Genomic DNA, 26162 nt, shown 5'->3' with positions numbered 1-26162 from the left:
GCCACGCTCAGCCCTTTTCCGGCCGCGCCTGCTGCCCGTTGGCGGTGCGCGCCAACGTCTCCGCGGCCGGCGCCTCCTCCCGTTCGCGATCACCGACGCTGTCGGCCAGCAGGCTGGCGGTGGCCACCTGCAGATAGGCCTGCAGCTGGCGCAGCAGCGGCGCAGTGCTGTCGGCATCCTCGATGCGCTCGGCCGCGGCGTCGGCACCGAGCGTATAGCGGTACAGCCGCGGCTCGAGGTCCTTGGGCTGCACCAGCACCTGGTCGCCGCGCAGCATCGCCACGGTCTGGTCGCTGCCCGAGGGCTTGATGATGCCGAAGCCGGGATCGCGTTCGTCCAGTGCCAGCAGGTCGCGCCCCCAGCACTGGTGGCGCACCTCGCCACCGAGGCGGCCCATGATGGTCGGCACCACGTCGACCTGGGTACCGACCACTTCGCGCCGGTGGCCGAACCGTTCGCTGATGCCCGGAGCGATCAGCAGCAGCGGCACGTGGAAGCGGAACAGGTCCATCTCGGTGAGCTGCTCCGGCGCGCCGAAGCCATGGTCGCCGACCACCACGAACAGCGTGTCCTGGTACCAGGGCTGGCGCTTGGCCTGCTCGAAGAAGCGGCCCAGCGCCCAGTCGGAATAGCGCATGGCGGTCAGGTGCGCATCCAGCGAGCCGTGCCCGCTGACCGGCTCCACCGGCAACGGATCGGGCAGCGCATAGGGCGTGTGGTTGGACAGCGTCTGCAGCAGCGCATAGAACGGCTCGCCCACAGCCAGGCCATCGAGCTCCTGCACGGCGCGGTCGAACATGTCCTGGTCGGAGACGCCCCAGGTCGGGTCGGCCACCACCGGGTCGACGTAGTCGTTGCGCCCGACGAAGCGGGTCATGCCCTGGTTGCCGAAGAAGCCCAGCTGGTTGTCCCAGGCGAAATCGCCGTTGTAGACGTAGACGTCGTTGAACGCCCGCGCGCCGAGCAGCTGCGGCAGGCCGGAGAAGCGATGGCTGCCCTCCGGCGACTGCATCAGGTATTCGAAGCCCGGCAGGTTGGGAAAGCAGGCCATGCTGGCGAACATGCCCTGGTGGGTGTGGGTGCCGTTGGCGAAGAAGCGCTCGAACAACAGGCCTTCGCCGGCCAGGCGATCGAAGTTCGGGGTGATGCCGTCGCCACTGCCCAGCACACCGACATAGCGGCCGGCGAAGCTCTCCATGAGGATCACCACCACATTGCGCACCGGCAACCGGCCGGCCTCGGGCGCGCGGTAGTCGCGGCGCACGGCGGCCAGCTGCGGGTCGGCCAGCTGGTCGTGGCCGGTCAGCAGCAGCCCGCGGGTAAGCGCCAGGGCCTCGTCCTCGGGCAGCGTGGCCTTCCAGACGTTGTCGCGGTGATCGGAATAGCGGTTCTTCGCCGCCTCGTAGAGCGACAGCGCCGGGTTCAGGCCGAGCTGGTTGATAAACACCGAGTCGGTGGTGAAGGCATCGCCCCAGCGCAGCGGCGGGCCCTGGCGCAGGGTGCCGCGGGCGGCAACCACGCTGACCAGCACCAGCGCGACCAGCGTCGCACCGCGCCAGTGCCAGCCCAGCGGCGCCGGCCTGCGCGGCCCGCTCGCCAGCGTGCCGGCGTGGGGTCGGCAGCGGCGGTCGAGCCAGCCGAACAGCAGCGTCCAGAGCAGCGTCAGCCCGCCCCAGACGCCGAGCAGCTCCAGCACCGGGAAGCCGTGCCAGAGCATGCTGAGGACGGTTGCCGGATCTTCGGACAGGTACTGGAAGACCAGGCTGTTCAGGCGCTGGTGGAATTCCTGGTAGAAATTCAGCTCGATCATGCCGAGCAGGATCACCAGGCTGGCGCAAACGCCCAGCCAGGCGCGCTGCAGCCTGCGCGCGGCCATCGCCCGGCGGCTGAGCACCGCCAGCGACAGCGGCACGAGGATGTAGACCAGCAGGCGCAGGTCGAAGCGCAGGCCGTTGCCGAAGCCTTCCAGCAGGCTGGCCGGCGCGGCATCGCCGAGCAGCTCGCGGTTGTACAGCAGCAGCGCCAGGCGCAGCAGGGTGAACAGCACGAGCAGCGCAAGCGCGCTGCCGGCCATGAACAGCAGGTGGTGGCGCAGGCCGGGCTGGCGGGCCTGCACGCGGCCGGTTCCATCGGTCATGGGTAATTCCTGGGCAAACGGGAAGGGAGTCAGAGCAGGATCACCGCCCAGACCAGGGCGATCAGCGCCATGGTCAGCAGCTGGGCGGCGCTGCCCATGTCCTTGGCGCGCTTGGACAGCGGGTGCAGCTCCAGCGAGATGCGGTCGACGGTGGCCTCGATCGCCGAGTTGAGCAGCTCGACGATCGGCGCCAGGAGCACCACGGCGATCAGCACGGCGCGCTCGACGCGGCTGACCTCGAGCAGGAAGGCCAGCGGGATCAGCAGCAGGTTGAGCAGCACCACCTGGCGGAAGGCGGCCTCGCCGGCATAGGCCGCGCGCAGCCCGGCCAGCGAATAGCCGCCGGCCTGCAGAATGCGGCGCAGGCCCTGGCGGCCCTTGAGGCCCTGGGCATCGAGGGCGGCGGCCAGCGGCTCAGAATCCATCGGCCACCTCCGCTGCGGCGCGCAGCGCATGCAGGTATTCGGCTTCGAACAGGGCCCAGTCGCTGGCCGGCATGGCCGGGGTGTGCCGGCGCAACTGCGAGAGATCGCGGCGCGAGGCGCGCTGGCGCAGCAGGCGCCGGCGGCTCTTCTCCAGGTCGAGCAGGGCGATTTCCACCCGCGCCTCGCGGCCCTGGCCGCGCACGCGCACGAACAGGTGCTTGGGGTACAGGCAACCGTGCTGCCAGCCGGCGCGATGCAGGCGCGCCAGGGTCTGCGCCAGGCTGCGCAGCATGCCGCGCTGCAGTGCCTCGCCATGCACGGCACGGGCCTCGCCGCGGTACCAGTCCTCGAGGCTGACGAAGCCCTCCAGCGCCTCGGTGACCAGCAGCGCCTGCCAGCGACCGTCCTGCTTGCGCGCGGCGCAGTAGACCATCCGCGGCACGCGGATGCCGAGCCGCTCGAACGCCCTGAGCGCGGCGTATTCGCGCAGCGCCGTGGGCCGGCCGAACGGGTGGCGCAGCGAGCGGTACAGGTGGCCGCGCTGGCGCTTGCAGTAGAGCAGCGGCTGCCCGGCATCGGCGCGGCGCAGGCGTAGCACGCCGCTCTCGCCGTCGCGGCGCTGGTTGGGTTCCTCGACCCATTCGCCCGCCGCGTCCCACCAGCGGTCGAAGGTGCTGCTGCGTGCCGGCAGGCCCGGCAATACCAGTTGGGCGCCCATGCTCACCCCCGCTTGCGCAGCACGTAGACCCGCCACATGGCGTAGCCGGGCAGGAAGTCGCGGTGGCCGAGGATGTCGAAGCCGGCCTGGGCGAACTCGGCCTCCACCGTCGCGCGCGGCACCACGAAACGGTTCTGGTTGTCCTTGGCCGGGCGCCGGCGCTCCAGGCGTTTGCGCTTGAAGGCCTTGTAGTTGCCGTCGACCCACAGCGAGACGATCAGCGTGTCGCGGCTGACGCGGTGGAACTCGCGCAGCATCGCCAGGCGATGCGCCGGATCGGCGATATGGTGCAGCAGGCGCATGCAGAAGATGGCGTCGACCGCGCTGTCCTTCAGGTCGATGGCGAAGGCCGAGGTCTGGAAGCTCTCGACCCGCCGCACCACCTCCGGCGGCTGGGCCGCGCGGGCGACGGCGAGCATGTCCGCCGAGTTGTCGGCGGCGAGGATCATGCGGCTCGGGTGCTCGGCCAGCAGCGGCCAGAAGCGCCCGGCACCGCAGGGCAGGTCGAGCACCAGGTCGGGCTCGCCGGCACGCTTGAGCGCCCAGCGCGCCAGCTGCTGGTCACGCCAGTGGGACAGGCGCCGCGCCAGGCCAGCCTGATGCTTGTGCAGGTATTGGGTGGCGTGCGACCGATCGTACTTGCGGGAAAAATCGAGTTCGATGGGGCTTGAGCGGGGCATGGCAGGGGCGTCCTGTAGAAAGCACGCCCCACGCTAACCAGCCGGTGATCAAGGCCTCGTCAAGAGACTGTGAAAAAAACGTCAAGGCACCAGGCGCACGGTGAAACAGCTGCCGCAGGGTTCGCGCCCCTGCACCTCGACCGTCCAGCCCTGGTGCGCACAGATCCGCCGCACCAGCGAGAGCCCCAGGCCGAGCCCCTCGCCGCGCCCCTCGGCACCGCGCACGAAGGATTCGAACATGCGTTCCTGCTGGTCCGCCGGGATGCCGACGCCGCTGTCCTCGACGCGAAAGCCGCCGCGCTCGAGCACCAGCCGCACCTGGCCCTGCTCGGTGTAGTGCAGCGCGTTGCGCAGCAGGTTCGACATCACCGTACCGAGCAGCGTGTGGTTGTAGGTCTGCTCGTCCTCGCCCTCGTGCAGCACCTCGAAGGCCAGCCCCTTGTCCCGCATCGGTGGCGCCCAGCGCTCGCACTGCTCCCCGGCCACCTCGGCCAGGCTGGCGCTGCCGCCGAAGGCCACCTGCTGCTCGGGGCGCGAGCGCGCCAGCAGCAGGAAGGTATCGACCAGCGCCTGCATCTCCGCGGCGGCGCGCTGGATACGCTCGGCCTGGCGCCGGGAGCGCTCGGGCAGGTCGCTGGCGCTGAGCAGCTCGCAGGCGCCGAGCACCACCATCAGCGGCGTGCGCAGCTCGTGGCTGACATCGGCGGTGAACAGCCGCTCGCGCTCGAGCGTCTGGCGCAGCTGGCCAAGGGTGCTGTCGAAGGCCGCGGCCAGATGGCCGACCTCGTCGTCGGCGTACTGCAGGGCCAGCGGCGGCGCCAGCGGGTGCAGCTGGTCGCGATGGCGCACCTGCAGCGCCAGCCGGCTGACCGGCGCCATCACCTTGTGCGCCATCAGCCGGCCGAGCAGCCAGGCGCCGAGCACGCTGAGCACGAAGCCGGCGAGCACGGTGTTGAACAGCGCGTTCTCGCGCTCCTCGAATTCGTTCTGGTCCTCCATCAGCACGTAGCGCTGGCCGTCCAGGTCGCGCACGTAGACGTAGTAGGCCTCCTTGTCGCGCACCAGCTCGTTGAAACCTTCGGGCAGCGCGGCGAAGCCCTCGGGCAGCGGCGACTCGGGCAGCGCCGTGCTGAAAAAGCGCGTGCGCGCGTCCAAGCGCGGGCGCTGGCCGCTGGGCAGGTCCTCGTGCAGCACGGTGTCCATCTCGCGGCCCAGCTCCTCGGTCACCAGCTGCGACTCGATGGAATAGACCACCGCGACGATGCCCAGCGAGAACACGCCGCTGACCACCAGGGTCATCAGCGTGAAGGCGATGACGATGCGCCGCGCGAACGGCTGGCGGGCGAGCAGGCTAGCGAGCATCGTCCTGCTCCGCGAGGCGGAAGCCGACGCCGTGCACGGTGTGCAGCAGCGGCCGCTCGAAGGGTTTGTCCAGCGCCTGGCGCAGCTGGTGGATGTGGCTGCGCAGGCTGTCGCTGTCGGGCACGTCGTCGCCCCACAGGGCCTCTTCCAGCGCCTCGCGACGAACCACCGCAGGGCTGCGCTGCATGAGGATGGCGAGCAGCTTGTGGCCGATCGGGTTGAGCCGGATCGCCACCCCGCCACGGCTGACCGCCAGCGTATCGAGGTCGTAGCGGAGGTCGCCGACCTGCAGCTGGCGGCGCCGCGAGCCCTGGCTGCGACGCAGCACCGCCTCGATGCGGGCGACCAGTTCGGACAGCGCGAAGGGCTTGACCAGGTAGTCGTCGGCGCCGGCCTCCAGGCCCTTGAGGCGGTCCGGCAGGGCATCGCGCGCGGTGAGCATGATGATCGGCGTGTCGCGCCGGGCATCCTCGCGCAGGCGCTGGCACACCTGGTAGCCGTCGATGCCGGGCAGCATGATGTCCAGCACGATGAGGTCGTAGTCCTGGGTGGCGGCCAGGTGCAGGCCGCTCAGGCCGTCCTGCGCGCAATCGACCAGGTAGCCCTTGAGCTCCAGGTAGTCGAGCACGTTGGCCAGGATGTCGCGGTTGTCTTCGATGACGAGGATGCGCATATCGGCTCGCGGGAATGACGATTTTTTCACGGCTTCTTGACGAAGGGCTCACGGGGACGAACCCAGACTGCGCCGCGTTCGACCTCAGCCGTGGATCATACGATGCCTCTTCCCCGCCATGCTCAGCTTCGTTACCTCATCCTGCTCCTGGGCCTCTGGCTCGGGGTGTTCCTGCTGACCCGCTCGGCGCTGCTCGCCGCGCACTGGCAGGAAGCGGCCGCCGGGCCGCTGGCCCTGCTGCGGATCTATCTCGAGGGGGCGGTCTACGACCTCGCCTTCCTCGCCTTCGCCGTCGTACCGCTGGCGCTCTACGTGCTGCTCTGCCCGCGGCGCGCCTGGGCGAGCCGCGCCAATCGCCTCGGCCTGCGCCTGCTGGTGGGCCTGAGCCTGTACGCGATGCTGTTCACCGCGGTGGCCGAATGGCTGTTCTGGGACGAGTTCGGCGTGCGCTTCAACTTCATCGCGGTGGACTACCTGGTGTATTCGGACGAAGTGCTCCACAACATCATGGAGTCCTACCCGATCTACACGCTGCTCGGCCTGATCGCCGTGCTGGCCCTGCTGATCGACCTGGCCCTGCAGCACTCGGTGAGCCGTGCGCTGGACGCGCCGAGCCTGTCCTGGCGCGGCAGTGCCACGGCCCTTGGCGGTATCGCGGGCCTGGCGCTGGCCAGTGCCTTGGTCGTCGGCCAGGACTTCCCGCGCGGCAGCGGCGGCAACGCCTACCAGCGTGAACTGGCGAGCAACGGTCCGTTCCAGTTCTTCGCCGCCTTTCGCAACAACGAGCTGGACTACCCGCAGTTCTACGCCACCCTGCCCGACGCCGAGATCGGCAGCCGCCTGCGCCGGGAGGTCGCCGAGTCGAATGCGCGCTTCCTCGGGCGCGACCCGCTGGACATCCGCCGGGCGATCGACAACCCCGGCCAGCCGCGCCGGCTGAACATCGTGCTGGTGACCATCGAGAGCCTCAGCGCCAGGTACCTGGGCAGCTTCGGCGACACCCGTGGGCTGACCCCCAACCTCGACGCGCTGCGCCAGCAGAGCCTGACCTTCACCCACTTCTACGCCACCGGCACCCGCACCGACCGTGGCCTGGAGGCGATCACCCTGTCGGTGCCGCCGACCCCGGGGCGCTCGATCGTCAAGCGCATCGGCCGCGAGACGGGCTTCGCCAGCCTCGGCCAGCAGCTCGGCGCGCAGGGCTACGACAGCGTGTTCCTCTACGGCGGACGCGGCTATTTCGACAACATGGGCGCCTTCTTCGGCGGCAACGGCTACCGCGTGGTCGACCAGAGCAGCGCCGACGAGGCGGACATCCACTTCAAGAACGCCTGGGGCATGGCCGACGAGGACCTGTACACGCTGGCCCTGCGCGAGGCCGATGCCGACCACGCCGCCGGCACGCCCTTCCTGCTGCAGCTGATGACCACCTCCAACCACCGCCCCTACACCTACCCGGACGGACGCATCGACATCCCCTCGGGCGACGGCCGCGAAGGCGCGGTGAAGTACACCGACTTCGCCATCGGCCAGTTCCTCGACAAGGCCCGGCGCAAGCCCTGGTTCAAGGACACTCTGTTCGTCTTCGTCGCCGACCACACCGCCGGCAGCGCCGGCTCGCAGGACCTGCCGGTGGCCAACTACCACATCCCGGCGTTCGTCTATGCACCGGGCCTGGTCGAACCACGCGAGTTTTCCGGGGTGGCCAGCCAGATCGACCTGGCACCGACCCTGCTCGGCCTGCTGAACCTGGACTACGTCTCGACCTTCTTCGGCCGCAACCTGTTGCGCGCGGATGCCGCCCCGGGCCGCGCGCTGATCGGCAACTACCAGCACCTGGGCCTGTTCGATGGTCGCGACCTGGCGATCCTCAGTCCGCGCCTGCAGGTGCGCCGCCACGACGAGGCGCTGCGTTCGAGCCGCGAGTCCGAGGCGCCGCTGAGCGACCCGCTGGTGCAGCGCGACATCGCCTACTACCAGGGCGCTAGCTACGACTACCACCATGCGCTGCTCGGCTGGCAGGCCAGCCCGCCCCACGCCGACCACCTCAGCCAGCGCTGAATCTGCGGCGCCGCCCGCGGCGCCTCTGGAGCCTTCGATGAGCAAGCTGCCCACGGCTTCCCCGAGCCGGCCCTTCAACTTCACCCTGGGCTTCGGCGTCCCCCTCGCCGCGATGGTCGCGCTGCTGCTCGGCGATCCGAGCGAGCTGGACTTCGCCCTGTCGCGGCTGTTCTACGCGCCGGGCCTGGGCTTCGTCGGCCGGCACAGCTGGCTGCTCGAGGATTTCCTCCACGACCGCGTCAAGCAGCTGGTGATCGTCATCGGCGCGCTGGCCATCGCCGGCTTCCTGCTCAGCCTGCTGCCGACCCGCCTGGCCTGCTGGCGCCGACAGCTGGGCTACCTGGTGCTGGCGCTGGGCGTCTCGACCAGCATCGTCTCCCCGCTCAAGACCCTCACCGGCGTGCACTGCCCCTGGAGCCTGAGCGAATTCGGCGGCAGCGAGACCTTCACCCCGCTGCTGGCCGAGCGCGCGCCGACGCTCAAGCCCGGGCGCTGCTGGCCCGGCGGCCATGCCTCGGCGGGGTTCTCGCTGCTGGCGCTGTTCTTCGTCCTGCGCGACCGCCGCCCACGGCTGGCGCGCTATGCGCTGGCAATCGCACTCGGGCTGGGCGCGGTGATGTCGCTGGGGCGGGTGATGCAGGGCGCGCACTTTCTCTCGCACAACCTGTGGACACTGTTGTTCGACTGGACGCTCTGCCTGGCCTGCTACCGGCTGCTGCTCTATCGCCCGACGCCTGCACCGCTCGCCTTGGCCGAACCGGCGCGCTAGCCGGCAGGCCCACGCAACACGTGCAAGGTCCAACTCGCCGCCCCAAACGCTGCCTTCTTCGCGGCCAAGGCCGCTCCCACAAAGGCGAGTGGCGCCCGGGGCATCCCCTGTGGGAGCGGTCTCGACCGCGAACGGGCCACGGTCGCGCGGCTCAGTGGCGCAAGGCCTGGGCCCTGGCCTGGTCGATATGGCGGCGCCACTCGCGGTCGCGCTCACGCTCCAGCGCGGTACTGCGCCAACTGTCCATCCCAGCCCTGTTGGCCTGCAGCGCCTGGCATTGCCGGTAGCCGTCGTCCCAGCCTTCGGCATACAGCGGCTGGCTCATGTAGCGCGGCACGTCCTTGCGAAACTGCGCCAGCGCCCCGGCCGCCTGGCGCCCACTGGCGCAGCCGGCGCGAAAGCCCTCGGCGTATTCGGGCGGATAGTCCTCGCCGGTCAGTGGCCCCGGCGTGCTCTGGCAGCCGCCCAGGGAAAAGGCCGCGAACAGCACGGCGAGCAAGGCACGGCGATTGCGCGGGGCGCTGCGGCGCCGGCCGGCGGATGGCTGCGAAGACAAGGAACAAGAGGACATCGGGGCACCTGCCTGCGGGGGAGAGGGTCGCCCGCGCGGCAGCGCGAGGCCACACGGACCGTGGCAGTCTGTGCGGCGCATCGTCAGGGTTTCGTCAAGCCGGCGTGAATGAAACGTGAAGCCACGCCCGGTACCGCCGCCGTTCGTCGCAGGCCATGGCGGCACGTGCGGCCCCGTCCGCTCCGGGCCGGCGCCCTAGCCCTCCTCGCGGCGGAAGCTGTAGAACAGGTTCGGCTCGCTGACCACGTACAGCGTGCCGTCGTCGTCGAGGGTCACGCCCTCGGGCTGCGGCGCCGAACGCTTGAGGTCGCTGAACAGGCCGTTGAGGCTGCGGTAGCTGAGCATGCGGCCGTCGGCACCAAGCTCCATCACCAGCCGCGACTCGTCGCTGAGCAGGATCAGGTGACCGGTCTGGGCATCGAAATGGATGTCCGACAGGTCGGTGGCGAATACCTGGCTGGCGATCCAGTCGCTGCGGTCGTGGACGGCCAGCTGCAACCGGCCGTCGAGGCTGGCGGCGACGCCGTCGACCTCGTAGAGCTGGCGCGGGTCGCGCTCCTTGACGATGAACAGGCGGTCGCCGGCGGCATCGTAGGTGACGCCCTCGAAGCCCTTGTTGCCGTTGAGGTTGAGGCCCAGGGAGAAGAACCTGGCCTCGGAGCTGTCGATCGCCCTGGGCAGCGCCGGCAGCTGGAAGATGCTCACCTGCTGGGCCCGTTCGTCGGACACCGCGACCCGGCCGCCGCCCATGTAGGTCAACCCCTCGATGTCGCCGAAGCCATGCAGCGGGTAGCGTTCGAGCAGCTCGCCGGCCTTGCTCAGCGCGACGAGTTCGGTCGGCCCGCCGTTGACCACGCCGAGCAGCCGATCGAGGTCGCGGTCATAGGTGATGGCCGAGAGGTTGCGGCGGATGCCCTCGACCGGCCTGGCGTCGATCTCCACCCGGTAGCCCGGCAACCAGCGCAGCGCCGGGTCATGCCGGGCGACGCTCAGCTGGTGGGTCAGGTGGAAGTACAGGCGCTCGTTCCAATGCAGCGCGACACTGACGCCCAGGCCGACGAGCAGCACGGCGAGCAGGCCGAACAGGCAGTAGCGCGGGCCCGGACGGATGCCGATGCGTTGCGCGATGGACGGGTGGATCTGCATCATCTGGCGTTCCTCATGGCTGGCGCGGCCAGCGTCGTATCTGCAAACAAGGAGCTTTCCGTTGTCCGGCCTGTCCCGCTTCAAGGCCCGCCTGCAAGGCTGGGCACGTACGCTCAAGCGCGACGTCATGACCCTCTGGTTCTGCGCGCGCCATCCCGGCACGCCCTGGTGGCTGCGCCTTCTGGTCGTTGCCCTGGTGGCCTACGCGCTGAGCCCGATCGACCTGATCCCCGATTTCATCCCCGTGCTCGGCTACCTCGACGACCTGCTCCTGCTGCCACTGGGCATCTGGCTGGTGGTACGCCTGATGCCCGCGGCGGTGCTCGCCGAGTGCCGCCAGCAGGCGGCGGACTGGGCGCAACGCAACGAGGCGCGCCCGGTCAGCCGGGCCGGCGCCGCGGTGGTGCTGCTGCTCTGGATCCTGCTCGCACTGGCCGCCGGCTACTGGCTGCTCGGCCCGGAGCGCGGCTGACCATAGCCCAGCGAATGTGAAGAAATTGTCAGCGCACGAACGGCGCCGGGACTTAAGACTGCCTTAAGTTTGCCGCCCAACAATCGGCCCAGGCTTCTAACCGAGGTTCCCCGATGGAACTGCCCTGGGTTGATCACACCGACGTACTGGCACGCATCGGCCGCGAGCCGGCGCTGACCCTGCAACTGGCGCAGGCCGGCGCCGACCCGCGCCGCGTCGCCCTGGAAGACTTCATCCGCCAGCGCTTCGCCGAGCACTACGGCGCGCGGGTGCACCACTTCATGCCCTGCCTGCTCGGCCTGCATGGCGAGCACGGCCAGGTGCAGGGTGCGGTCGGCCTGCGCAGCGCGCAGCGTCGCCCGCTGTTCCTCGAACGCTACCTGGACCAGCCGATCGAGCAGGCCGTCGCGCAGCGCTGCGGTCGCGACGTGCCGCGCGAGGAGATCGTCGAGGTCGGCAACCTGGCCGCCTTCGGCAACGCCTCGGCACGGCTCTTGATCGTCGCGCTGACCGACCTCTTGGTCGCCCAGGGCTTTCGCTGGGTGGTGTTCACCGGCACGCCGGCGCTGCTCAACAGCTTCCAGCGCCTGGCCCTGGAGCCGCAGGCGCTGGGCCCGGCCGACCCGGCGCGGATGGGCGAGGAGCTGGCCGACTGGGGCAGCTACTACGCCAGCCGCCCGCAGCTGATGGTCGGCGAGATCCTGCCCGGCCACCAGCGCCTGCTGCAGCTGGGCGTCTACGCCCGGCTCGGCTACCAGCCGCTGTTCACCGGCGAGGTGCCCCATGCAGCCTGCAGCTGAACGCTTCTGGGCGACGCTGGAACGGCACGCCGGCATCGCCCTGGTCGACGGTGCGCGCCAGCTGAGCTACGCCGAGCTGCGCCACGAGCTGGCCGCGCGCGCCAGCCAGCTGCAGCAGCTCGGTGTGCAGCGCGTCGCCCTGGCGCTGGACAACGGCCTGGACTGGGCCCTCTGGGACCTGGCCCTGCTGCGCGCCGGACGGGTCTGCGTGCCGCTGCCGGGGTTCTTCTCCCCGGCGCAGCAGGAGCATGTGCTGAACCACGCCGGCATCGACTGCCTGATCGGCGCGCCGAGCGCGCTTGCCGAGCGCTGCGGCTTCCGCCCGCACGAGCCCGGCGTGCTGCTGCGCCAGCCGCAGGGCGTCACACCGCTGCCGCCCGGCACGCGGAAGATCACCTACACCTCCGGCACCACCGGCCAGCCCAAGGGCGTGTGCCTGGATGCCGAGGCGCAGCTGGCGGTCGCCGAGAGCCTGTGGCAAGCCAGCCTGCCCTGCGCCGTGCAGCAGCACCTGTGCGTGCTGCCGCTGGCGACCCTGCTGGAGAACATCGCCGGGCTCTACGCACCGCTGCTGGCCGGCGCGCGGGTCGAACTGCGGCCGCTGGGCGAGATCGGCTTCAGCGGCGCGGCGGGCTTCGACCTGCCGCGCTTTCTCGCCACGTTGAACGCGAGCCGGCCGCACAGCCTGATCCTCTTGCCGCAGCTCTTGCTGGCTATGGTCAGCGCCGCCGAACAGGGCGCGCCGCTGCCCGATTCGCTGCGCTTCGTCGCAGTCGGTGGTGGCCGCGTGGTGCCGCAGCTACTGGCGCGCGCCGAGCGCCTCGGGTTGCCGGTGTTCGAGGGCTACGGGCTGTCCGAATGCGCCTCGGTGGTCTGCCTGAACACGCCCGAAGCGCGGCGCATCGGCACGGTCGGCCGGCCGCTAGCGCACGTCGAGCTGCGCCTGGCCGACGACGGCGAGGTGCTGGTCAGGGGTCCGCACATGCTCGGTTATCTCGGCGAGCCGCCGCTGACGGGCGACTGGCTGGCCACCGGCGACCTCGGCCATTTCGAGAACGGCTTGCTGGTCCTCCACGGACGCAAGAAGCACCAGTTCGTCACCGCCTACGGGCGCAACGTCAACCCGGAATGGGTCGAGGCCGAACTGGTCCAGCAGGCGCCGATCGCCCAGGCCTGGCTGCACGGCGAGGCGCTGGCGCAGAACGTCGCCGTGCTGGTGCCGCGCCGCGCCGACCTCGATGACACCCACTTGCAGGCCGCGGTCGAGCGGGTCAACGCCGGCCTGCCGGACTACGCCCGGGTGCACCGCTGGCTGCGCGCCGAGGCGCCCTTCGGCGCCGGCAACGGCCTGGCCACCGCCAATGGCCGCCTGCGCCGCAACGCCCTCTTGCAGCATTACCAATCGGCAATCGACGCCCTTCAGTCCTGACATTCGAGGTTCAGCATGGATTTCTTCGACCAGTTGCAACACCAGACCAGCAGCGAGCGCGAATACCTGCTGGCCGCGCCGATCATCCATTCGGCGCTCGCCGGCACCGCCACCCTGGAGCAGTACATCGCCTTCCTCACCCAGGCCTACCACCACGTCAAGCACACCGTGCCGCTGTTGATGGCCTGCGGCGCGCGCCTGCCGGAACGCCTGGAATGGCTGCGCGAGGCGATCGCCGAGTACATCGAGGAGGAGATCGGCCACCAGGAGTGGATCCTCAACGACATCCGCGCCTGCGGCGGCGACGCCGAGGCGGTGCGCCACGGCCAGCCGGCACTGCCCACCGAGCTGATGGTTGCCTACGTCTACGACCGCATCGCCCGGCACAACCCGGCGAGCTTCTTCGGCATGGTCAACGTGCTGGAAGGCACCAGCATCGCCCTCGCCACCCAGGCCGCCGGCGTGCTGCAGGCCAAGCTCGGCCTGCCGGCCAAGGCGTTCAGCTACCTGACCTCCCACGGCAGCCTGGACATGGAGCACATCGAGTTCTTCAAGCGGCTGATGAACCGCCTCGACGACGATGCCGACAAGGCCGCCGTGGTGCATACCGCGCGGGTGGTCTACCGCCTCTACGGCGACATCTTCCGCAGCCTGACCGCAGCGGAGCGCGACCATGCAAGTGCGTGACGCGCGCATCCTGCTCACCGGCGCCAGCGGTGGGATCGGCCAGGTGCTGGTGGAGCGGCTCTGCGCCCAGGGCGCGCGGCTGCTGCTGGTCGGCCGCGACGGCATCGCCCTGCAGAGCATGGCGCAGCGCTTTCCCGGGCAGATCAGCCTGGTCGGCGCCGACCTGACCCGCGCCGCCGACCGCCTGCGCGTGGTCGATGCGGTGCGCAGCCAGGGCGGCGTCGACTGTGTGATCAACGCCGCCGGGATCAACCAGTTCAGCCTGCTCGAGCAGCAGAGCGAGGACGCCATCGCCCGGCTGATCGAGCTCAACGTCACCGCCACCCTGCAGCTGACCCACCTGCTGCTGCCGCTGCTGCGCCAGCAGCCGCAGGCGCTGCTGGTCAACCTCGGCTCGACCTTCGGCTCCATTGGTTTCCCCGGTTTCGCCGCCTACTGCGCCAGCAAGTTCGCCCTGCGCGGCTTCTCCGAGGCGCTGCGCCGGGAGCTGGCCGACAGCCGGGTCAAGGTGCTCTACATCGCCCCGCGCGCCACCCGCACGGCGATGAACAGCGCCCAGGTGGTGGCGATGAACGACGAACTGAAGGTGGAGATGGACGACCCGCGCGAGGTCGCCGACGAGATCCTGCGCGCCATCGTCCGCGAGCGCGAGGAGCTCTACCTCGGCTGGCCGGAAAAACTCTTCGTGCGCCTCAACGGCCTCTTGCCGCGGCTGGTCGACCAGGCGCTGCGCAAGCAGTTGCCGGTGGTCAAGCGCTTCGCCGATGCCGACCGCCATGCGGCCGCCACCCCTGTGTGCAAATCCCAGCCTGGAGAACACCGATGACCCGCAAACCCGTACTGCTCGCCGCCCTGCTGCTGGCCCTCGGCCAGCCCGCCTTCGCCCTCGAACCGGCCGGCGCCCAGGCGCTGCGCCAGGTCCAGCAGCGCTGGGCCGAAATCAACTACCAGGCGCCCGAGGCGCAGCGCGAGGCCGCCTTCGAGCAGCTCGCCGGCGAAGCGCAAAAGGCCGTGGCCGCCGAACCGGGCGCCGCCGAACTGCACATCTGGCACGGCATCGTGCTCAGCACCTGGGCCGGCGCCAAGGGCGGGCTCGGCGCGCTGGGCCTGGTCAAGCAGGCCAAGGCCGAATTCGAGCAGGCCATCGAGCTCGATCCCAAGGCGCTGGACGGCTCGGCCTACACCAGCCTGGCCAGCCTCTACTACCAGGTACCCGGCTGGCCGATCGGCTTCGGCGACGACGACAAGGCCGAGACACTGTTCAAGCAGGCCCTGGCGCTGAACCCGGACGGCATCGACCCGAACTACTTCCACGGCGACTTCCTGCTGCGCCAGAGGCGCTACGGCGAAGCCCGCGCCGCGCTGCGCAAGGCGCTCGCCGCGCCGGACCGCCCGGGCCGCGAGGTGGCCGACGCCGGGCGCCGCGAGGAAGCCCGCGCGCGGCTGGCCGAAGTCGAGGAAAAACTGGAATAACCGCGTGCGGCGGCGTTGAATGCACGACAACGCCGCGCGCCGAGATACGGGGACGACATGCGCATCCTGCTGGTGGAAGACGACCCGGCCCTGGGCGAGGGCATCCGTACCGCACTCAAGCCCGAGGGCTACACGGTCGACTGGCTGCAGGATGGCGCCAGCGCGCTGCATGCCCTGACCCACGAGAGCTTCGACCTGGCCGTGCTCGACCTCGGCCTGCCGCGGCTGGACGGGCTGGAGGTGCTCAAGCGCCTGCGCGCCGCCGGCAACCCGCTGCCGGTGCTGGTGCTCACCGCGCGCGATGCCACCGGCGACCGCATCGCCGGGCTGGATGCCGGCGCCGACGACTACCTGGTCAAGCCGTTCGACGTGGCCGAGCTCAAGGCGCGCCTGCGTGCGCTGCTCAGGCGCAGCTTCAACCGCGCCGAACCGGTGCTGGCCTATCGCGAGATCCGCCTCGACCCGCTCAACCAGCAGGTCAGCTACCAGGGTCGCGCGGTGAACCTGCCGCGCAAGGAATTCGTCCTGCTCCACGAACTGCTCGCCCAGCCCGGTCGCGTGCTGACCCGTGATCGCTTGCAGCAGGTGCTCTACGGCTGGGACGAGGACGTCGAGAGCAACGCCCTGGAGGTGCACATCCACCACCTGCGCAAGAAGTTCTTCCCCGAGCTGATCCGCACCGTGCGCGGTGTCGGCTACCTGGTGGACAAGGAATGCTGAGCCGGTCGATCCGAGGACGCACGCTGGCGCTGGTGGTCGGCACCCTGGTCGTGACGCTGACGCTGATCTCCTGGCGCAGCTACCGCGATGCCCGCCACGAGATCGAGGAGCTGTTCGACGCCCAGCTGGCGCAGAGCGCGCGGCTGGTGCAGGGGCTGGTCGGCCGGCAGATGGACCCGGAGGCCCGCCACGCCCTGCAGACGGCGCTGAACGCGGCGGTGCATGCGCGCCGCGACCAGGGCGTGCCGGGGCATGACTACGAGACCAAGCTGGGCTTCCAGGTGTTCGCCGCCGACGGCAGCACGCTGCTGCAATCGGCCGGTGCGCCGGACGGCGCGCTGCAGCAGCTGCTGGCCGGGCTCGGCGAAACACCGGCGCCGCCCCTCGGCCAGTTGGCGGCCGGCTACCACGAGGTCCAGCTCGGCCCGCACCTGTGGCGGCTGTTCCTGCTGCACGACACCCAGGACGAACTGTGGGTGCTGGTCGGCGAGCGCGGCGACGTGCGCGGCGAACTGGTCGGCAAGATCGCCCTGCGCAGCCTGATGCCCGACCTGCTCGGCCTGCCGCTGCTGGCGCTGCTGCTGTGGGTCGCGGTGGGCTGGAGCCTGCGGCCGCTGGCACGCATGGCCCAGCTGCTGAAAAGCCGCGCCCCGGACAACCTCGCGCCGCTGCTGCTAGCGCCGTTGCCGCGCGAACTGGAGCCGGTCGCCGCCTCGCTGAACCGCCTGCTGCAGCAGGTCAACCAGTTGCTCGAGCGGGAGAAACGCTTCATCGCCGACGCCGCCCACGAGCTGCGTACGCCGCTGGCGGTGCTGCGCATCCATGCGCAGAACGCCCAGCAGGCCGAGCTGGCCGGGGACCGCGACGCCGCCCTGCGCCAGCTGCTGGCCGGCGTCGACCGCACCACGCGGGTGGTCGCGCAGTTGCTGACCCTCGCCCGCCTGGAGCCGAGCGCCCAGCGGCTGAGCCTGGCGACGCTGGACCTGCTGCCGCTGTGTCGCGAAACCCTGGCCGAACTCACGCCGCTGGCCCTGGCCCGCGGCCAGGAGCTGACCCTGGAGGCGGACGAGACGGCCGACCACCGGATCACCGGCGACGCCGCGGCACTCGGTACGCTGCTGCAGAACCTGGTGAGCAACGCCCTGCAGTACACGCCGGATGGCGGCCAGGTGCAGGTCAGCCTGCAGGGCGATACCGAGGCGCTGTTGCTGCAGGTCGACGACAGCGGCCCGGGCGTGCCGGCGGCGCAGCGCGAGCAACTGTTCGAACGCTTCTATCGCCAGGGCGAAGGCCAGGGCGCGGGGCTCGGCCTGGCCATCGTCGCGCGCATCGCCGAGCTGCACGGCGCCGCCGTCGAACTGGCCGACTCGCCACTCGGTGGCCTGCAAGCCAGGCTGCGCCTGCCACGCCGGCTGCAGCCGTAGGGCAGCCCGCGTCCGCCGGCGTGGAAAAAGCGCCATGCGCCCAAGCCCGTACCCCCTCGCCCACCGCGTGGAAAAGCGCTGCGCGCGTTTCCCACCCTACGCCACGCGGGCACCGCGTAGGGTGGATGGCCGCAGCCATCCACCGCAAAGCCAGCTCGCAACCATTCGTGGAAAGCGCTGCGCGCGTTTTCCACCCTGCGCCAGGCGGGCACCGCGCAGGGTGGATGGCCGAAGCCATCCACCGCAAAGCCAGCTCGCAACCATTCGTGGGAAAGCGCTGCGCGCGTTTTCCACCCTACGCCACGCAGGCACCGCGCAGGGTGGATGGCCGAAGCCATCCACCGCAAAGCCAGCTCGCAACCATTCGTGGAAAAGCGCTGCGCGCGTTTTCCACCCTACGCCAGGCAGGCACCGCGTAGGGTGGATGGCCGAAGCCATCCACCGCATAGCCAGCTCGCAACCATTCGTGGAAAAGCGCTGCGCGCGTTTCCACCCTACGCCAGGCGGGCACCGCGCAGGGTGGATGGCCGCAGCCATCCACCGCATAGCCAGTTCGCAACCATTCGTGGAAAAGCGCTGCGCGCGTTTTCCACCCTACGCCAGGCGGGCATCACGTAGGGTGGATGGCCGAAGCCATCCACCGCAAAGCCGGCTCGCAACCACTGCCATGCTCCTCCTCGGATCGGATCGAAAAAGCGGTACGCCGCCGTCACGCGCCCGCCGCGACAGCCCGCCGCAGCCGCGCCGGCCGCTCGCTAAGCTTCGCTTAAGCTGGGCGGCCTAGACTGGGCGCATTTCCACACAAGGAGTGCGTGAAATGACCGCCATCCCCTCCCCGGTGCGCTACAGCCGCCTGAGCATCGCCCTGCACTGGCTGATGGTGCTGCTGATCGCCAGCGTCTACGCCACCATCGAACTGAAGGGCAACTTTCCCAAGGGCAGCGAGCCGCGCGAGCTGCTCAAGCACTGGCACTTCATGCTCGGGCTGGGCATCTTCGCCCTGGTCTGGCTGCGCCTGGTCGCCCGCCTGCTGAGCCCGGCGCCGACGGCGCCCGCCGGCTGGGAAACCGCGCTGGCCAGGCTGATGCACCTGGGGCTCTACGGCCTGATGATCGGCCTGCCGCTGCTCGGCTGGCTGACGCTCAGCGCGGCGGGCAAGCCGGTTCCCTTCTTCGGCCTCGAGCTGCCGGCGCTGATCGGCCCGGACCAGGCACTGGCCGGCCAGTTCAAGGAAGTGCACGAGCCCCTGGCGGTGGCCGGCTACTGGCTGATCGGCCTGCATGCCGTGGCCGCCCTGCTGCACCACTATGTGCGCCATGACGACGTGCTCAGGCGCATGCTGCCGGCACGTCGCCACGCCTGAGACGCAGACACGAAAACGCCCGGCCGATACGCAATCGGCCGGGCGTTCGCGTGTTCAGCCGAGCAGTTCGCTGAACGGCAGGTACTCGACGACCTCGCCCTCCCCGAGGGTGCGCTGGCATTCGACGATCGCCAGCCCTTCGGCCCAGCTGGCCGAGGTGAGCATGGCCGAACCCTGGCGCGGGTGCAGGCGCACCTGCAGCTGGCCGTCGACCGGCTCCAGCCGTGCGCGCAGGTATTGCCGACGCACGTTGGCCTTGCGCCAGGCGAAGCCGGCCGGCAGTTGCAAGGGCTTGGGCAGCACCTCGGCGCAGCCCTGGGCGCGCAGGATGAACGGCCGCGCCACCACCAGCGAGGTGATCAGCGCCGCCGCCGGGTTGCCCGGCAGGCCGATCCACGGGGTGCCGTTGACCTCGCCGAAGGCCAGCGGCTTGCCCGGCTGGATCGCCAGACGCCACAGGTGCAGCTCGCCCAGCTCGCGGATTGCCTGCTTGAGGTGGTCTTCCTCGCCGACCGAGACGCCGCCGGAGGTGATGATCAGGTCGAAGCAGCTGGCCGCATCGGCCAGCGCCTCACGGCTGGCACCCAGGTCGTCGACCAGGATCGGGAAGTCATGCACCTCGCAGCCCAGGCTCTGCAGCACGCCGAGCAGGCTGTAGCGGTTGGAGTTGTAGATCTGCCCGGCCTGGAGCGGCTCGCCCGGCTCGCGCAGCTCGTTGCCGCTGGACAGCAGCGCCACGCGCAGGCGCCGATGGACCTTCACCCGCGCCACGCCGAAGCTGGCCAGCAGGCCGAGTTCCTGCGGGCGCAGGCGCTTGCCGGCCTCGAGCACGCGCTCGCCGGCGGCGGTTTCCTCGCCTTGGCGGCGCACGTTGTCACCGGCCTTCACCGCCGGCAGCCAGATGCGCTCGCCCTCGACGCGGCAGTTTTCCTGGGCGACCACGGCATCGGCGCCCGGTGGCAGGGGCGCGCCAGTGAAGATGCGTACCGCGTGCCCGGCCGGTAGCCGCTGCTCGGCGGCGTCACCGGCGGCGATGCGCCCGGCCAACGGCAGGGCACCGCCTTCGGCCGGCAGGTCGGCGGCGCAAAGCGCGTAGCCGTCCATCGCGCTGTTGTCCCAGGCCGGCACCGGAAAGCTCGCATCCAGCGGTGCGGCGAGCACGCGGCCGAGGGCATCGCGCAGCTCGACCTCCTCCACCGCCGGCGGCGCCGGCACCCGTGCCAGCAGGGCGTCGATGGCCTCGTCGACCGGCTTCAGCCCGCCGACGTCGCAGCCACAGCCGCTCATGAGCGGGGCCCGCAGTAACCGACCGCGGAGGCCTTGAGGTGCGGCACGAAGTTGCATGGCTTGGTGCGGCTGTCCAGCTGCTCGACGAGGATCTTGTTCCAGGCGGTACGGCAGGCGTTGGTCGAGCCCGGCAGGCAGCAGACCAGGGTGCCGTTGCTCATCCCGGCCAGCGCGCGCGACTGCACCGTGGAGGTGCCGATCTCGCCCAGCGAGACGTGGCGGAACAGCTCGCCGAAGCCGTCGACGGCCTTGTCCATCAAGGGTTGCACCGCCTGCGGGGTGTTGTCGCGGGCGGTGAAGCCGGTGCCGCCGGTGATCAGCACCACCTGCACGTCCTCGCTGGCGATCCAGCGGCAGACGTGGGCGCGGATCTGCCAGATGTCGTCCTTGACGATGGCGCGCTCGGCCAGCGTATGACCGGCGCTCGACAGGCCGTCGATCAGCGCCTGGCCGGAGGTGTCGGTGTCCAGGTTGCGGGTGTCGCTGACGGTGAGCACGGCGATGCTCAGCGGCTGGAATTCGGTGTTGGACAGGTGAGCCATGGCTCGTAACTCCCTAGAAGATGTGTGCGCAGGCTGCACCGGCACTGCGCGTGAACCCATTCCCCGTTGGAGGTATGACCGCGCGGCATGGGTGCAATCGGGTCTGACAACGCGGCGGGCGGTTGCGCACCAGGCGCAGCGACCGCGGGTCGGTACCGGGCGAAACCGCCCGATGGTAGCGAATTCGCCCGGCGGCTCGAAGCCCGCCGGGCGCTCAGCCGCCGCTGGCGTTCATGAAGCGCAGCACCTGCACCTCGCCGCTGCTGGCGAACTCGTGACGCAGCGGCTTGCGTTGCAGGGCGGCGTGGATGGCATCGATCACCGGCTGGTCGCAGGTGGGATGCCGGCGCAGCAGGCCGCGCAGGTCGATGGAATTCTCGTGGCCGAGGCACAGCAGCAGGCGCCCTTCGACGGTCAGGCGCACGCGGTTGCAGGTGGCGCAGAAGTTGTGCGAATGCGGCGAGATGAAGCCGACGCGCGTCTGCGGGTGGTTCTGCAGGCGCACGTAGCGCGCCGGCCCGCCGCTCTGCTCGGCCGAGTCGATCAGCGCGTGGCGCTCGGCGATCAGCGCACGCACCTCGTCGCTGGAGCAGAAGCTCTCGCCGCGCGAGCGGCCGACGTCGCCCAGCGGCATCTCCTCGATGAAGCTGATGTCCAGCCCGCCGCGGATGGCGAAGTCCACCAGGTCGGCGACTTCCTCGGCATTGCGGCCCTTCATCACCACGGCGTTGAGCTTGATCCGCTCGAAGCCGGCGGCACGCGCCGCGTCGATGCCGTCGAGCACCTGCTGCAAGTGGCCGGTGCGGGTGATGGCGTGGAATTTCTCGGCGTCCAGGCTATCGAGGCTGATGTTCAGCCGCTTCACCCCGGCGCGCGCCAGCGGCGCGGCAAGCCTGACCAGTTGCGAGCCGTTGGTGGTCATCACCAGCTCGCGCAGCCCGGGCAGCGCGGCGATGCGCTCGCAGAGCCCGACGATGCCCTGGCGCACCAGTGGCTCGCCGCCGGTGAGGCGGATTTTCTTCACCCCCAGACCGACGAAGATGCGCGCGATGCGCTCCAGCTCCTCCAGGCCGAGCACCTGCTGGCGCGGCAGGAAGGTCATGTCCTCGGCCATGCAGTAGACGCAGCGGAAGTCGCAGCGGTCGGTCACCGACATGCGCAGGTATTCGATCTGGCGGTTGTGGGAATCGATGAGTGAGGCCATGGGATGTCTCGCCTGTGTGGTGGGGCGGCAAGCCACCGCAAGAAGCCGGCGCCGACCGGCGCCTGGCCGCTTGAATACCGGGGCTTGCCGCGGGCGGCTGCCGTTACTGCATCAACGGCGTATCCGCCCCCTCGATGCGAATCCCTTCGATGTTGGCCGCGCCGAGCAGGCTCTTGATGTACTGGCCGACGCCGATCTGCCAGACCCGCCCGTTGAGTTCGGCGCGGATGGCCCCGGCGACGATCTCGTAGGGCAGTTGCTGGCCTTCGATGCGCTGGTCGACGAACACCAGGTGGTAGCCGTAACGGCTCTCCAGCGGATGCGCGCAGAGCCCTTCGCCCTGGCGGAACAGCTGGCGCTCGAACTCGGGCACGGTCTGGCCCTTGCTGACCTGGCCCAGCGCGCCGCCCTGCTCCTTGGACGGGCAGTCGGAATGGCGCAGGGCGAAGTCGGCGAAGCGCGCCGGGTCGGCCTTGAGCTGGACCAGCAGCGCCTCGGCACGCTCGCGTACCAGGCTGCGCTCCTCGGCATCGTCCGGCGGGCAGGCCAGCAGGATGTGCCGGGCGGCGAGCAGCGGCGCGCTGAAGAAGCGCTGGCGGTTGCCTTCGTAGAACTGCCGGCAGGCGGTCTCGTCGGCCAGCGGCAGCTGGATTTCCTGCTCGATCAGCGCGCGGGTGGCGGCCTCTTCCTCGCTCTCGCCGGCACCGGCGCGCACCACCAGGCCCAGCTCGGCGATACGCTGCTGCAGCAGCTCGCGGATCACCAGCGCCTGGGTGGCGAGGTAGACCGCCTCGTCACGGCTGTCGGCCGGGTGGTACTGCAGTTCCTGGGCGATGGCCTGCGGCGCGATCTCCACGCCATTGACCCGCACCCGTGGCCATTCCTGCTCGCTGCTGGCGATCAGCAGCGGCGCGGCCTCTACCGCTTCGCTTTCGGCCGGGGCGTCCTGCTCGACCACCTCGTGGGGCAGCTCCTCGAACAGCGGCGCCTCGACCGGCTGTTCCAGCTCGGGGCGCACACCGCCACCGCAACCGCCTCCACCTCCACTACCACCGCATCCACAACCCATGACGGCCTACCTCTCTGAAACTGGAATCTCGTATCGGCTGCGGCCGGCGCGCACGCCGGCCGCGCCTGCTCAGTGCACGCTGTCCTTGGACTTGGCGGTGGCCAGGCCCGGCGCCGGCGTTGCCGCGGCGCGTGCCGGTGCCTGGTAGCCCACCGGGCGCTTGGCCCGCTTGGCCATCGGCTTGACGCCTTTCTGGCGGACGATCTGGTAGCGCCGGCCCAGGTACCACACCGGTGCGCTGACGATGTGCACCAGGCGGGTGAAGGGGAACAGCACGAACAGGGTCAGGCCGAGGAACACGTGCAGCTTGTAGACGATGCTGACGGTCTCGATGGCGCCCGCGGCCTTGACCGGCTGCAGCGTCACCACGCTCTGCGCCCAGGTGCCCAGCAGCACCATCACCGAGCCATCGAGATGGCCGAGCGAGGCGAAGATGGTCAGCAGGCCGAGCACCAGCTGAGCCAGCAGCACGAAGAGGATCATGATGTCGCTCTTGTTCGAGCTGGCCCGCACGCGCGGATCGTTCAGCCGGCGCTGGATCAGCATGACCAGGCCGATCAGGCAGAGCACGCCGAAGAAGCCGCCGGAGACCATCGCCACCACCTGCTTGGCACCGCTGCTGATGAACGAGTGGTAGACCGCCTCGGGCGTCAGCAGGCCGACGAAGTGGCCGGCGAGGATGAAGATCACCCCGACGTGGAACAGGTTGCTCGCCAGGCGCATGCCCTTGGGCTGGAGCATCTGGCTGGAGCCAGCCTTCCAGCTGTACTGCGACAGGTCGAAGCGCGCCCAGCTGCCGATCAGGCAGACCGCCAGGGCGATGTAGGGGTAGACCCCGAACAGCAGGAAATTGAAGTTAGACATTGCGCACCTCCTGGGCCAGCGCGGCTTGCCCGTCTTGCTTGAAATCGGTCCAGTGCAGCGGCACCGGGGTTTCTTCGCGGGCCTTGCCCGGGCCGCCCGGCATGGACGGGCAGCGATCCTGCTGCTCGGCCTGGAGGAAGTTCACCTGTTCTTCCTCCCAGACCTTGTCCAGTGCCTCGAGCGAGTCGTCGCGCACCTCGCTGGCGACCTGCTCGCGCAGCTCGCCAACGGCCTGCTCGACCACCTGCCCGGCGATCTGCAGCAGCGCGTGGAAGCACGCGGCATGCGGGCTTTCGCGCTCCTCCAGGCGTGCAGCCAGCAGCGCCAGCAGGTGCGCGACGTCGGCCAGCCCCTCGCGGGCCTCGAGGTCCTCGCGGGTGGCGAGGTACTCGAGGTACAGCGGGATGTAGTCCGGCAGCTCGCGCACGCCGATGGCGAACCCGGCGGCTTCGTACTGTGCCATCAGGTCGACCATGGCCTGGCCGCGGTCACGCGACTCGCCATGCACGTGTTCGAACAGCAGCAGCGAGAGCGTGCGGCCGCGGTCGAACAGCTCGGTGTAGCGCTCCTGCACGTCCATCAGATCGTCCTCGGTCAGCGCGTCGAGCAGCCGGCGCAGCGCGATGCGCTGCTCCGGGCTGATCTCGCGGGCCGAGGCGATCACCTGCGCCAGCTCCTGACGCCCGTCGAGCAGATGCTCGTCGGGGTAGTCGAGCAGCAGGGAGATCACCTTGAGGATCTTCATGCTCAGTCCTCCCACAGCTGGACGGTCTTGATGATGTCGCGGCGGTTGGCCTTCTTCGCGCCGAACATGTTGGTGTCCGAGCTGCCCGAGCAGCCGCTGCCGAAGCTGAAGCCGCAGCCCGAGCGCTCGGCGAAGGCGTCGCTGGCGGCTTCTTCGCGGTGCGCCGAGGGGATCACGTAGCGGTCCTCGTAGTTGGCGATGGCCAGGTAGCGGTACATGTCCTCGACCTGGTCGACGCTCAGCCCGACGCTCTCCAGCACCTTGAGGTCCTGCACGCCATCGACCTGCTCGGCACGCTTGTAGGCACGCATGGCGAGCATCCGCTTGAGCGCCAGCTTGACCGGCTTCTCGTCACCGGCGGTGAGCAGGTTGGCCAGGTAGCGCAGCGGGATGCGCAGGCTGTCGACGTCCGGCAGCACGCCGTCCATGCTGACGTGGCCGGCGCTGGCGGCGTTCTGGATCGGCGACAGCGGCGGCACGTACCAGACCATCGGCAGGGTGCGGTATTCGGGGTGCAGCGGCAGGGCCAGCTTCCAGTCCACCGCCATCTTGTAGACCGGCGACTTCTGCGCGGCCTCGATCACCGACATCGGCACGCCGTCGTCGAGCGCCTGCTCGATGACCTTCGGATCGAACGGGTCGAGGAAGATCTCCAGCTGCTTCTGGTACAGGTCCTGCTCGTTGACGGTGCTGGCCACTTCATGGATGCGGTCGGCGTCGTACAGCAGCACGCCCAGGTAGCGGATGCGGCCCACGCAGGTCTCGGCGCAGACGGTCGGCATGCCGGCCTCGATGCGCGGGAAGCAGAAGATGCACTTCTCGGATTTGCCGCTCTTCCAGTTGAAGTAGATCTTCTTGTACGGGCAGCCGCTGATGCACATCCGCCAGCCGCGGCACTTCTCCTGGTCGATGAGGACGATGCCGTCCTCTTCGCGCTTGTAGATCGCGCCGCTCGGGCAGGAGGCCGCGCACGCCGGGTTGAGGCAGTGCTCGCACAGGCGCGGCAGGTACATCATGAAGGTGTTCTCGTACTCGCCGTAGATGTCGGCTTGCACCTTGTCGAAGTTCTTGTCCTTGCGGCGCTTGGCGAACTCGGTGCCGAGGATTTCCTCCCAGTTCGGGCCCCACTCGATCTTCTGCATGCGCTGGCCGGAAATCAGCGAGCGCGGGCGGGCCACCGGCTGGTGGTCGGAGATCGGTGCGGTGTGCAGGTTCTGGTAGTCGAAGTCGAACGGCTCGTAGTAGTCGTCGATCGAGGGCAGGTCCGGGTTGGCGAAGATGTTCGCCAGCACGCGGAACTTGCCGCCGATCTTCGGGTTGATGGTGCCGTCGCCGTTGCGCACCCAGCCACCCTTCCACTTGTCCTGGTTTTCCCATTCCTTCGGGTAGCCGATCCCGGGCTTGGTCTCGACGTTGTTGAACCAGGCGTATTCCATGCCTTCGCGGCTGGTCCAGACGTTCTTGCAGGTGATCGAACAGGTGTGGCACCCGATGCACTTGTCCAGGTTCAACACCATGCCAACTTGTGAACGAATCTTCAT

26 protein-coding genes are annotated in these 26162 nt (G+C 69.9%); 11 read left to right on the top strand and 15 right to left on the bottom strand.

Translation table 11 applies throughout. From position 1 onward, the window contains the following. Window positions 1-7: 7 nt before the first annotated feature. The 6 genes from L3N39_RS06110 to L3N39_RS06085 form a co-directional block, all read right to left on the bottom strand. On the bottom strand, window positions 8-2137 hold the full coding sequence (locus L3N39_RS06110) for an LTA synthase family protein (protein WP_237256384.1): 2130 nt from the start codon (window positions 2135-2137) through the stop codon (window positions 8-10). 29 nt (window positions 2138-2166) lie between these two features. Then, window positions 2167-2562 (bottom strand): diacylglycerol kinase, encoded by a 396-nt coding sequence (locus L3N39_RS06105; protein ID WP_237256383.1) that lies wholly within the window; start codon window positions 2560-2562, stop codon window positions 2167-2169. Continuing rightward, window positions 2552-3280 (bottom strand): lipopolysaccharide kinase InaA family protein, encoded by a 729-nt coding sequence (locus L3N39_RS06100; protein WP_237256382.1) that lies wholly within the window; start codon window positions 3278-3280, stop codon window positions 2552-2554. Before L3N39_RS06100 ends, L3N39_RS06105 begins: the two co-directional genes overlap by 11 nt. Window positions 3281-3282: 2 nt before the next feature. Next, complete coding sequence (locus tag L3N39_RS06095; RefSeq protein ID WP_237256381.1) at window positions 3283-3960, bottom strand: class I SAM-dependent methyltransferase; 678 nt, start codon at window positions 3958-3960, stop codon at window positions 3283-3285. Between the two features lie 81 nt (window positions 3961-4041). After that, window positions 4042-5310 (bottom strand): sensor histidine kinase, encoded by a 1269-nt coding sequence (locus tag L3N39_RS06090; RefSeq protein WP_237256588.1) that lies wholly within the window; start codon window positions 5308-5310, stop codon window positions 4042-4044. A gap of 1 nt (window position 5311) precedes the next feature. Continuing rightward, on the bottom strand, window positions 5312-5995 hold the full coding sequence (locus tag L3N39_RS06085) for a response regulator transcription factor (RefSeq protein ID WP_237256380.1): 684 nt from the start codon (window positions 5993-5995) through the stop codon (window positions 5312-5314). A gap of 102 nt (window positions 5996-6097) precedes the next feature. On the opposite strand from L3N39_RS06085, the gene L3N39_RS06080 reads away from it, so the two are divergent. Then, on the top strand, window positions 6098-8056 hold the full coding sequence (locus L3N39_RS06080; protein ID WP_237256379.1) for an LTA synthase family protein: 1959 nt from the start codon (window positions 6098-6100) through the stop codon (window positions 8054-8056). A 37-nt stretch (window positions 8057-8093) separates the two neighbouring features. Continuing rightward, on the top strand, window positions 8094-8825 hold the full coding sequence (locus L3N39_RS06075) for a phosphatase PAP2 family protein (RefSeq protein ID WP_237256378.1): 732 nt from the start codon (window positions 8094-8096) through the stop codon (window positions 8823-8825). Window positions 8826-8976: 151 nt separating this feature from the next. On the opposite strand, the gene L3N39_RS06070 is transcribed toward L3N39_RS06075, so the two are convergent. Beyond that, window positions 8977-9396, bottom strand: coding sequence for a hypothetical protein (locus L3N39_RS06070; protein WP_237256377.1), 420 nt, complete (start codon window positions 9394-9396; stop codon window positions 8977-8979). A 195-nt stretch (window positions 9397-9591) separates the two neighbouring features. Next, the gene (locus L3N39_RS06065) at window positions 9592-10542 is read right to left on the bottom strand and encodes an SdiA-regulated domain-containing protein (protein ID WP_348983392.1); all 951 of its coding nucleotides are present in this window, start codon (window positions 10540-10542) and stop codon (window positions 9592-9594) included. Between the two features lie 127 nt (window positions 10543-10669). Between L3N39_RS06065 and L3N39_RS06060 the strand changes: the two genes are divergently transcribed. The 9 genes from L3N39_RS06060 (at window position 10670) to L3N39_RS06020 (ending at window position 18910) form a co-directional block, all read left to right on the top strand. Then, window positions 10670-11014 carry a YkvA family protein gene (locus L3N39_RS06060; RefSeq protein ID WP_431978010.1) on the top strand — a complete coding sequence of 115 codons (345 nt, stop codon included), beginning with the start codon at window positions 10670-10672 and terminating at the stop codon, window positions 11012-11014. A gap of 113 nt (window positions 11015-11127) precedes the next feature. Continuing rightward, window positions 11128-11814: a thermostable hemolysin gene (locus L3N39_RS06055; protein WP_237256374.1), complete on the top strand. Its 687-nt coding sequence runs from the start codon at window positions 11128-11130 to the stop codon at window positions 11812-11814. Then, window positions 11798-13243, top strand: a complete 1446-nt coding sequence (locus L3N39_RS06050; RefSeq protein WP_237256373.1) for an AMP-binding protein — start codon at window positions 11798-11800, stop codon at window positions 13241-13243. Before L3N39_RS06055 ends, L3N39_RS06050 begins: the two co-directional genes overlap by 17 nt. A 15-nt stretch (window positions 13244-13258) precedes the next feature. Continuing rightward, window positions 13259-13930, top strand: coding sequence for an iron-containing redox enzyme family protein (locus L3N39_RS06045; protein WP_237256372.1), 672 nt, complete (start codon window positions 13259-13261; stop codon window positions 13928-13930). Continuing rightward, window positions 13917-14756: an SDR family oxidoreductase gene (locus L3N39_RS06040; RefSeq protein WP_237256371.1), complete on the top strand. Its 840-nt coding sequence runs from the start codon at window positions 13917-13919 to the stop codon at window positions 14754-14756. The genes L3N39_RS06045 and L3N39_RS06040 overlap by 14 nt, the downstream gene beginning before the upstream one ends. Then, window positions 14753-15403: a tetratricopeptide repeat protein gene (locus L3N39_RS06035; RefSeq protein ID WP_237256370.1), complete on the top strand. Its 651-nt coding sequence runs from the start codon at window positions 14753-14755 to the stop codon at window positions 15401-15403. Before L3N39_RS06040 ends, L3N39_RS06035 begins: the two co-directional genes overlap by 4 nt. 57 nt (window positions 15404-15460) lie before the next feature. Further along, window positions 15461-16123 carry a response regulator gene (locus L3N39_RS06030; RefSeq protein WP_237256369.1) on the top strand — a complete coding sequence of 221 codons (663 nt, stop codon included), beginning with the start codon at window positions 15461-15463 and terminating at the stop codon, window positions 16121-16123. Further along, window positions 16117-17547 (top strand): ATP-binding protein, encoded by a 1431-nt coding sequence (locus L3N39_RS06025; protein WP_237256368.1) that lies wholly within the window; start codon window positions 16117-16119, stop codon window positions 17545-17547. The genes L3N39_RS06030 and L3N39_RS06025 overlap by 7 nt, the downstream gene beginning before the upstream one ends. 817 nt (window positions 17548-18364) lie before the next feature. Then, complete coding sequence (locus tag L3N39_RS06020) at window positions 18365-18910, top strand: cytochrome b (RefSeq protein ID WP_237256367.1); 546 nt, start codon at window positions 18365-18367, stop codon at window positions 18908-18910. A gap of 54 nt (window positions 18911-18964) precedes the next feature. On the opposite strand, the gene L3N39_RS06015 is transcribed toward L3N39_RS06020, so the two are convergent. The 7 genes from L3N39_RS06015 to narH form a co-directional block, all read right to left on the bottom strand. Continuing rightward, window positions 18965-20197, bottom strand: a complete 1233-nt coding sequence (locus tag L3N39_RS06015) for a molybdopterin molybdotransferase MoeA (RefSeq protein WP_237256366.1) — start codon at window positions 20195-20197, stop codon at window positions 18965-18967. Continuing rightward, complete coding sequence (moaB, locus tag L3N39_RS06010) at window positions 20194-20739, bottom strand: molybdenum cofactor biosynthesis protein B (protein ID WP_237256365.1); 546 nt, start codon at window positions 20737-20739, stop codon at window positions 20194-20196. The genes L3N39_RS06015 and moaB overlap by 4 nt, the downstream gene beginning before the upstream one ends. Window positions 20740-20953: 214 nt before the next feature. After that, window positions 20954-21943, bottom strand: a complete 990-nt coding sequence (gene moaA, locus L3N39_RS06005) for a GTP 3',8-cyclase MoaA (RefSeq protein ID WP_237256364.1) — start codon at window positions 21941-21943, stop codon at window positions 20954-20956. Window positions 21944-22046: 103 nt separating this feature from the next. After that, the gene (locus tag L3N39_RS06000) at window positions 22047-23012 is read right to left on the bottom strand and encodes a peptidylprolyl isomerase (protein WP_237256363.1); all 966 of its coding nucleotides are present in this window, start codon (window positions 23010-23012) and stop codon (window positions 22047-22049) included. 69 nt (window positions 23013-23081) lie between these two features. Further along, window positions 23082-23876 (bottom strand): respiratory nitrate reductase subunit gamma, encoded by a 795-nt coding sequence (gene narI, locus L3N39_RS05995; protein ID WP_237256362.1) that lies wholly within the window; start codon window positions 23874-23876, stop codon window positions 23082-23084. Continuing rightward, window positions 23869-24621 carry a nitrate reductase molybdenum cofactor assembly chaperone gene (gene narJ, locus L3N39_RS05990; RefSeq protein ID WP_237256361.1) on the bottom strand — a complete coding sequence of 251 codons (753 nt, stop codon included), beginning with the start codon at window positions 24619-24621 and terminating at the stop codon, window positions 23869-23871. Before narJ ends, narI begins: the two co-directional genes overlap by 8 nt. Before the next feature lie 2 nt (window positions 24622-24623). Continuing rightward, window positions 24624-26162, bottom strand: coding sequence for a nitrate reductase subunit beta (gene narH / locus L3N39_RS05985; RefSeq protein ID WP_237256360.1), 1539 nt, complete (start codon window positions 26160-26162; stop codon window positions 24624-24626).

Origin of the sequence: Pseudomonas oligotrophica (assembly GCF_021726475.1) — a bacterium.
Lineage (GTDB): Bacteria > Pseudomonadota > Gammaproteobacteria > Pseudomonadales > Pseudomonadaceae > Stutzerimonas > Stutzerimonas oligotrophica.
This window is presented reverse-complemented; position numbering and strand designations above follow the sequence as displayed.

What these genes read in the sequence shown, in the direction of transcription:
- L3N39_RS06000 (WP_237256363.1), bottom strand. Translation starts at nt 23,012, where the DNA reads ATGGGTTGTGGATGCGGTGGTAGTGGAGGTGGAGGCGGTTGCGGTGGC.
- L3N39_RS06025 (WP_237256368.1), top strand. Translation starts at nt 16,117, where the DNA reads ATGCTGAGCCGGTCGATCCGAGGACGCACGCTGGCGCTGGTGGTCGGC.
- L3N39_RS06060 (WP_431978010.1), top strand. Translation starts at nt 10,670, where the DNA reads ATGACCCTCTGGTTCTGCGCGCGCCATCCCGGCACGCCCTGGTGGCTG.
- L3N39_RS06045 (WP_237256372.1), top strand. Translation starts at nt 13,259, where the DNA reads ATGGATTTCTTCGACCAGTTGCAACACCAGACCAGCAGCGAGCGCGAA.
- moaA (WP_237256364.1), bottom strand. Translation starts at nt 21,943, where the DNA reads ATGGCCTCACTCATCGATTCCCACAACCGCCAGATCGAATACCTGCGC.
- L3N39_RS06055 (WP_237256374.1), top strand. Translation starts at nt 11,128, where the DNA reads ATGGAACTGCCCTGGGTTGATCACACCGACGTACTGGCACGCATCGGC.
- L3N39_RS06095 (WP_237256381.1), bottom strand. Translation starts at nt 3,960, where the DNA reads ATGCCCCGCTCAAGCCCCATCGAACTCGATTTTTCCCGCAAGTACGAT.
- L3N39_RS06065 (WP_348983392.1), bottom strand. Translation starts at nt 10,542, where the DNA reads ATGCAGATCCACCCGTCCATCGCGCAACGCATCGGCATCCGTCCGGGC.
- L3N39_RS06085 (WP_237256380.1), bottom strand. Translation starts at nt 5,995, where the DNA reads ATGCGCATCCTCGTCATCGAAGACAACCGCGACATCCTGGCCAACGTG.
- narH (WP_237256360.1), bottom strand. Translation starts at nt 26,162, where the DNA reads ATGAAGATTCGTTCACAAGTTGGCATGGTGTTGAACCTGGACAAGTGC.
- L3N39_RS06015 (WP_237256366.1), bottom strand. Translation starts at nt 20,197, where the DNA reads ATGAGCGGCTGTGGCTGCGACGTCGGCGGGCTGAAGCCGGTCGACGAG.
- L3N39_RS06080 (WP_237256379.1), top strand. Translation starts at nt 6,098, where the DNA reads ATGCCTCTTCCCCGCCATGCTCAGCTTCGTTACCTCATCCTGCTCCTG.
- L3N39_RS06110 (WP_237256384.1), bottom strand. Translation starts at nt 2,137, where the DNA reads ATGACCGATGGAACCGGCCGCGTGCAGGCCCGCCAGCCCGGCCTGCGC.
- L3N39_RS06105 (WP_237256383.1), bottom strand. Translation starts at nt 2,562, where the DNA reads ATGGATTCTGAGCCGCTGGCCGCCGCCCTCGATGCCCAGGGCCTCAAG.
- L3N39_RS06070 (WP_237256377.1), bottom strand. Translation starts at nt 9,396, where the DNA reads ATGTCCTCTTGTTCCTTGTCTTCGCAGCCATCCGCCGGCCGGCGCCGC.
- L3N39_RS06075 (WP_237256378.1), top strand. Translation starts at nt 8,094, where the DNA reads ATGAGCAAGCTGCCCACGGCTTCCCCGAGCCGGCCCTTCAACTTCACC.
- L3N39_RS06040 (WP_237256371.1), top strand. Translation starts at nt 13,917, where the DNA reads ATGCAAGTGCGTGACGCGCGCATCCTGCTCACCGGCGCCAGCGGTGGG.
- L3N39_RS06035 (WP_237256370.1), top strand. Translation starts at nt 14,753, where the DNA reads ATGACCCGCAAACCCGTACTGCTCGCCGCCCTGCTGCTGGCCCTCGGC.
- L3N39_RS06100 (WP_237256382.1), bottom strand. Translation starts at nt 3,280, where the DNA reads ATGGGCGCCCAACTGGTATTGCCGGGCCTGCCGGCACGCAGCAGCACC.
- L3N39_RS06030 (WP_237256369.1), top strand. Translation starts at nt 15,461, where the DNA reads ATGCGCATCCTGCTGGTGGAAGACGACCCGGCCCTGGGCGAGGGCATC.
- narJ (WP_237256361.1), bottom strand. Translation starts at nt 24,621, where the DNA reads ATGAAGATCCTCAAGGTGATCTCCCTGCTGCTCGACTACCCCGACGAG.
- moaB (WP_237256365.1), bottom strand. Translation starts at nt 20,739, where the DNA reads ATGGCTCACCTGTCCAACACCGAATTCCAGCCGCTGAGCATCGCCGTG.
- L3N39_RS06050 (WP_237256373.1), top strand. Translation starts at nt 11,798, where the DNA reads ATGCAGCCTGCAGCTGAACGCTTCTGGGCGACGCTGGAACGGCACGCC.
- narI (WP_237256362.1), bottom strand. Translation starts at nt 23,876, where the DNA reads ATGTCTAACTTCAATTTCCTGCTGTTCGGGGTCTACCCCTACATCGCC.
- L3N39_RS06020 (WP_237256367.1), top strand. Translation starts at nt 18,365, where the DNA reads ATGACCGCCATCCCCTCCCCGGTGCGCTACAGCCGCCTGAGCATCGCC.